Annotated in this window: 3 protein-coding genes; all 3 read left to right on the top strand. The window is 44.8% G+C overall.

What is annotated here, in order from left to right:
* Nucleotides 1-358: 358 nt before the first annotated feature.
* The 3 genes from recJ (at nucleotide 359) to apcB (ending at nucleotide 4,393) form a co-directional block, all read left to right on the top strand.
* Nucleotides 359-2,323, top strand: a complete 1,965-nt coding sequence (gene recJ, locus PX636_RS10425) for a single-stranded-DNA-specific exonuclease RecJ (RefSeq protein WP_288117059.1) — start codon at nucleotides 359-361, stop codon at nucleotides 2,321-2,323.
* Between the two features lie 238 nt (nucleotides 2,324-2,561).
* On the top strand, nucleotides 2,562-3,701 hold the full coding sequence (gene proB / locus PX636_RS10420; protein ID WP_288117057.1) for a glutamate 5-kinase: 1,140 nt from the start codon (nucleotides 2,562-2,564) through the stop codon (nucleotides 3,699-3,701).
* 182 nt (nucleotides 3,702-3,883) lie between these two features.
* Nucleotides 3,884-4,393, top strand: a complete 510-nt coding sequence (gene apcB, locus PX636_RS10415) for an allophycocyanin subunit beta (protein WP_044035076.1) — start codon at nucleotides 3,884-3,886, stop codon at nucleotides 4,391-4,393.
* Nucleotides 4,394-4,652 lie beyond the last annotated feature (259 nt).

Raw genomic sequence — 4,652 nt, 5'->3', positions numbered from 1 at the left:
GTAATACCCGGTTCTCCCCTGAGAATTAATAATAGTAATCTCCCCTTTCAACCTCCTGCTGGGGCCATCCAAATTCGCTTTTAACCTTGTTTTTAGTGCGTTACGCTGGGTACATCTCCTATTTGTGAATCTACTCAGTTGGGATTCCCTGATAATCTTTTTTTTAAAACTGTGCTTTCTGGGTTTTTTGTCTTATAATTCAGACTCTTGGGGGGTTCTATCCCCCGATCCTCCTGTGCATTAGTTTTTCGGTGAAATGCTTAGACGCATTTGTTTATATATTTGTACCAGTCTAAGAGTCACTGATAATTGCTAAAGGCAACTCTCCTGACTCCTGACTCCTGACTCCTGATAAAAAATGGCCTACAAATATCCCATCCAGCGCTGGTATATTGCCGCAACTAATCCCGAAAAAATCGCGGGGTTAGCGCGGGAAATGGGATTATCATCGTTATTAGCAACTATCTTAATTAATCGCGGTATTGATACCCCCGAATTAGCTAAAACTTATATTGATCCTGAAGCGGATACCTTACCCTCTCCCCTGGGAGAATTTCCCGACTTAGAAAAAAGTGTCAATTTATTAGTAAAAGCGATCGCCTCTGGTGATAAAATTGCTATCTGTGGGGACTACGATGCCGATGGCATGACCAGTACATCTTTACTACTAAGAGCCTTAAGACATCTCGGCGCTAGGGTAAATCATGCCATACCCAGTCGCATGAAAGAGGGATACGGAATTAATCAGCGCATTGTCGAAGAATTTGCCGAATCTGGAGTCGGATTGATTCTCACTGTTGATAATGGCATTTCCGCTCACGAACCGATCGCCCTAGCGATAGAATTAGGATTAAAAGTTATTATCACCGATCATCACGATCTGCCGCCAATTTTACCAAATGCCTCCGCTATTCTCAACCCGAAATTATTAACCCCTAACTCTCCCTATCAGGGATTAGCGGGGGTGGGAGTCGCCTATATTTTAGCGGTGACAACTGCCCAAAAAATGGGTAAATTACAGGGATTAACCGAGTCATTATTATCATTATTTACCCTAGGCACTATAGCAGATTTAGCTCCATTAATCGGGGTAAATCGTCGCTGGTTAAAACGGGGTTTAAGAAAATTACCCAAATCTCAATTAGTCGGGATTCAATCCCTGATGCAAATAGCGGGAATTAGCGAGGAACAAAAGCAATTACAACCGGATGATATTGGCTTTAAATTGGGGCCGAGAATTAATGCAATCGGTAGAATTGGCGATCCCCAGATAGTTATTGAATTATTAACCACCGATGACGCAGGAATTGCCTTAGAAAGAGCAATGCAGTGCGAACAAATTAATCGTACCCGTCAAGAATTGTGCGAAAAAATTGAAGAAGAAGCGATTAAATTAGTAGAAGAAACACCGATTCTTTGGCAACAAGATCGAGTTTTAGTCTTAGTGGAAAAAGATTGGCATCATGGGGTAATTGGTATTGTGGCATCCCGTTTAGTGGAACGCTACGGAGTGCCGGTTTTTATTGGTACTTACGAGGAAGAAGATACGGATAAAATTCGCGGATCTGCCAGAGGAATTGAAGAATTTCACGTTTTTGAAGCCCTGCAATTTTGCCAAGATTTACTAGGAAAATTTGGCGGTCATAAAATGGCGGGGGGTTTTAGTTTACCCACAGCTAATTTACTAGCATTTAAACAAAGATTAAGTCAATTTTCTCACAAAATTTTACAAATAGAACAATTAAAACCTTTAATTAAAATTGATACTATCATTGATTTTAAACAAATAAACCTGCAACTTTTTCAACAAATTGATAGTTTACAACCCTGGGGAATTGGCAATGAATTACCCGTTTTTTGGACTCCTAACGTGCGGGTAGTGGAACAGAAAACTATCGGAAAAAATCATTTAAAATTATTGCTGGCTCAAAGCGATAATACCAGAATTAAAGCCCTAGCATGGCGTTGGGGCGAATATTGTCCTTTACCAACTCGTTTAGATATTGCCTATAAACTCAAAGAAAATACTTGGAATGGTAATACAACCATAGAAATTGAATTAGTGGGAGTGCGATTACCCCAAGAAAATGATAATATTAAAAAAGCAATTTTTATGCACGCCGATAAAATCTATCAATGTAGTTTTTGGGGTGATTTAAACGAGATTCGCATCAAAAATGAACAGGGCGAGATTTTAGTCGTGCAGAAAGGGCAGCGCATTGGTTTATTAGGGAAAAATCGGCAACAAGCTAGAGAAGTCAACGTGACTGAACCCCGTTTTTATACTTTAATTAAAGTTGCCATCAAAGCTTTGGCTATCTAGGGCTGGCTGAATAGAGATAATACCAAATCCGTTTTTAACTAGGGAGGCACAATTATTTGTAGGATGGGTTAGCGGTAGCGTAAACTATGCGGGCGTTGGGTTTCATGCTTCAACCCAACCTACGTTCATCTTATATTTAATTCCACCCACCCACTTAATAGTGTGATTAACTCTCAAGTTATGAATTGTTTCTCCCTACACCCTACACCCCACACCCCACACCCCACACCCTTTGACGATGAACCAAACCATAGTGATCAAAATCGGTACTTCCAGTTTGACCGATAATGAAACCGGCCAATTATCCCTATCCACGATCGCCGCTTTAGTGGAAGTCCTCACCCGGTTGCGCGCTGCCGGTCATCGGGTGGTATTAGTATCTTCCGGGGCCGTGGGGGTGGGCTGCCGTCGTCTGGGAATACAGGAAAGACCGAAAAAAATCGCCCTCAAACAAGCGATCGCCGCCGTCGGTCAAGGTCGTCTGATGCGGATCTATGATGACCTCTTTACCAGTCTTGGTCAACCGATCGCCCAAATTTTGCTCACCCGTCCCGAATTGATGGAACGCACCTGTTATGTCAACGCCTATAATACCTTTCAGGCTTTGTTTGAATTAGGGGTGATTGCCATTGTCAACGAAAATGATACGGTGGCGATCGATGAGTTAAAATTCGGCGATAATGACACTTTATCAGCCCTTGTGGCCAGTTTAATCGAGGCTGACTGGTTATTTATCCTCACCGATGTGGATCGCCTCTACAGTGCCGATCCGCGGCTATTTCCCGAAGCACAGGCCATTGCCCGAGTTACTCCCGCGCAATTAGCGCAACTATCGATCGATGCCGGTAGTAGTGGCAGTCAGTGGGGGACCGGGGGTATGGCCACTAAATTGGCGGCGGCCCGGATTGCCACCAGTGCCGGGGTAGAAATGGCGATTACTAGGGGACGGCAGCCCAGCAATATCTTAAAAATTATGGCAGGAGAGGCGATTGGAACCCGTTTTGAGGCCCAAAAACGCAGTGATAACGCCCGCAAACGCTGGATCGCCTACGGACTAATGCCCATGGGTAAAATCTATCTCGATACCGGGGCAATTCGAGCCATTTGTCAGGGGGGAAAATCTCTGCTCGCGGCCGGGATCACCAAAGTGGAGGGGGAATTTAGCGCCTCGGAATCGGTGCAATTGTGCGATCAAGAAGGCCGGGAATTGGCCAGGGGAATTGTTAATTATAGTAGTGAGGAGATCGATCGAGTGAAAGGTCAACATTCCGAGCGTATTGCCAGTTTATTAGGTTATATGGCCGCAGAAACCATTATTCATCGGGATAATCTCGTCATTTTGAGTGCCTCGTCCACCACCTCGACTAATAAGGGATAATTCCGCCACCCAGCGCCGGTCCAGCCAATGCCTTAAATGTAAAGAAATGTCTCAAAAAAACAACAAATTGTTAGACAAGCAAGAGAGTTAGACTAGGGATGTCCCCCGAAGTTCAACCCTGTGAGATTATAAATAAAGCGAAACTCAAAAATGTCTTTATTGCTGTTGGGAGAAACTTAATAATGCGAGACGCGGTAACTAGCCTGATTAGAAAATACGATGTCACCGGACGTTATCTCGATCGAGATGCGATCGATAATCTTAAACAATATTTTGCCTCGGGAACTGCCCGTCTAGCTGCCGCCGCCCTCATTAACGCTAATTCGGCGGCGCTCGTGCGTGGGGCGGCGATTCGTCTATTTGAAGAAGTTCCCGAATTGATCCGCGCCGGGGGTAATGCCTACACCACCCGTCGTTATTCTGCCTGTCTGCGGGATATGGATTACTATCTCCGCTATGCCAGTTATGCGCTGGTGGCTGCTGATACTAATGTTCTAGATGAGCGGGTACTGCAAGGACTGCGGGAAACCTATAATTCCCTCGGTGTTCCCATCGGTCCGACGGTGCGCGGTATCCAAATCATGAGCGAAATGATTCAAACCATGGCTACTGAGGCGGGTATTACCGACACCTCTTTGATCGCTGAACCCTTTGATCATCTCACTCGCGAATTAAGCGAAGTGTCTATCTAATGCAGTTGTCAGTTATCGCTTATCGGTTTTGTCCGTTCAATTTTTGATGGAACTAACCCGCATCAGTACCCACTCTCAGCCTAGGGGAGTGGGGAAGGTGCAGCAAGGGGAACAGTTGATTAAAACATTGTCCAGCTTTCTTTGACCCATGACTCTCCCCTCGGATTTTCCCCTAGAACCACCGGCTACCAATAAGGATCCCCATCGTGATTATCGCGGACTCGATCGCGATAAACTCACCCCCATGTACCAGCATTAT

Source organism: Microcystis sp. M53598_WE2, from assembly GCF_030067735.1.
Lineage (GTDB): Bacteria > Cyanobacteriota > Cyanobacteriia > Cyanobacteriales > Microcystaceae > Microcystis > Microcystis aeruginosa.
The sequence above is the reverse complement of the archived record's forward strand: the minus strand, read 5'-3'. Positions and strand labels throughout refer to the sequence as shown.

What these genes read in the sequence shown, in the direction of transcription:
- apcB (WP_044035076.1), top strand. Translation starts at nt 3,884, where the DNA reads ATGCGAGACGCGGTAACTAGCCTGATTAGAAAATACGATGTCACCGGA.
- proB (WP_288117057.1), top strand. Translation starts at nt 2,562, where the DNA reads ATGAACCAAACCATAGTGATCAAAATCGGTACTTCCAGTTTGACCGAT.
- recJ (WP_288117059.1), top strand. Translation starts at nt 359, where the DNA reads ATGGCCTACAAATATCCCATCCAGCGCTGGTATATTGCCGCAACTAAT.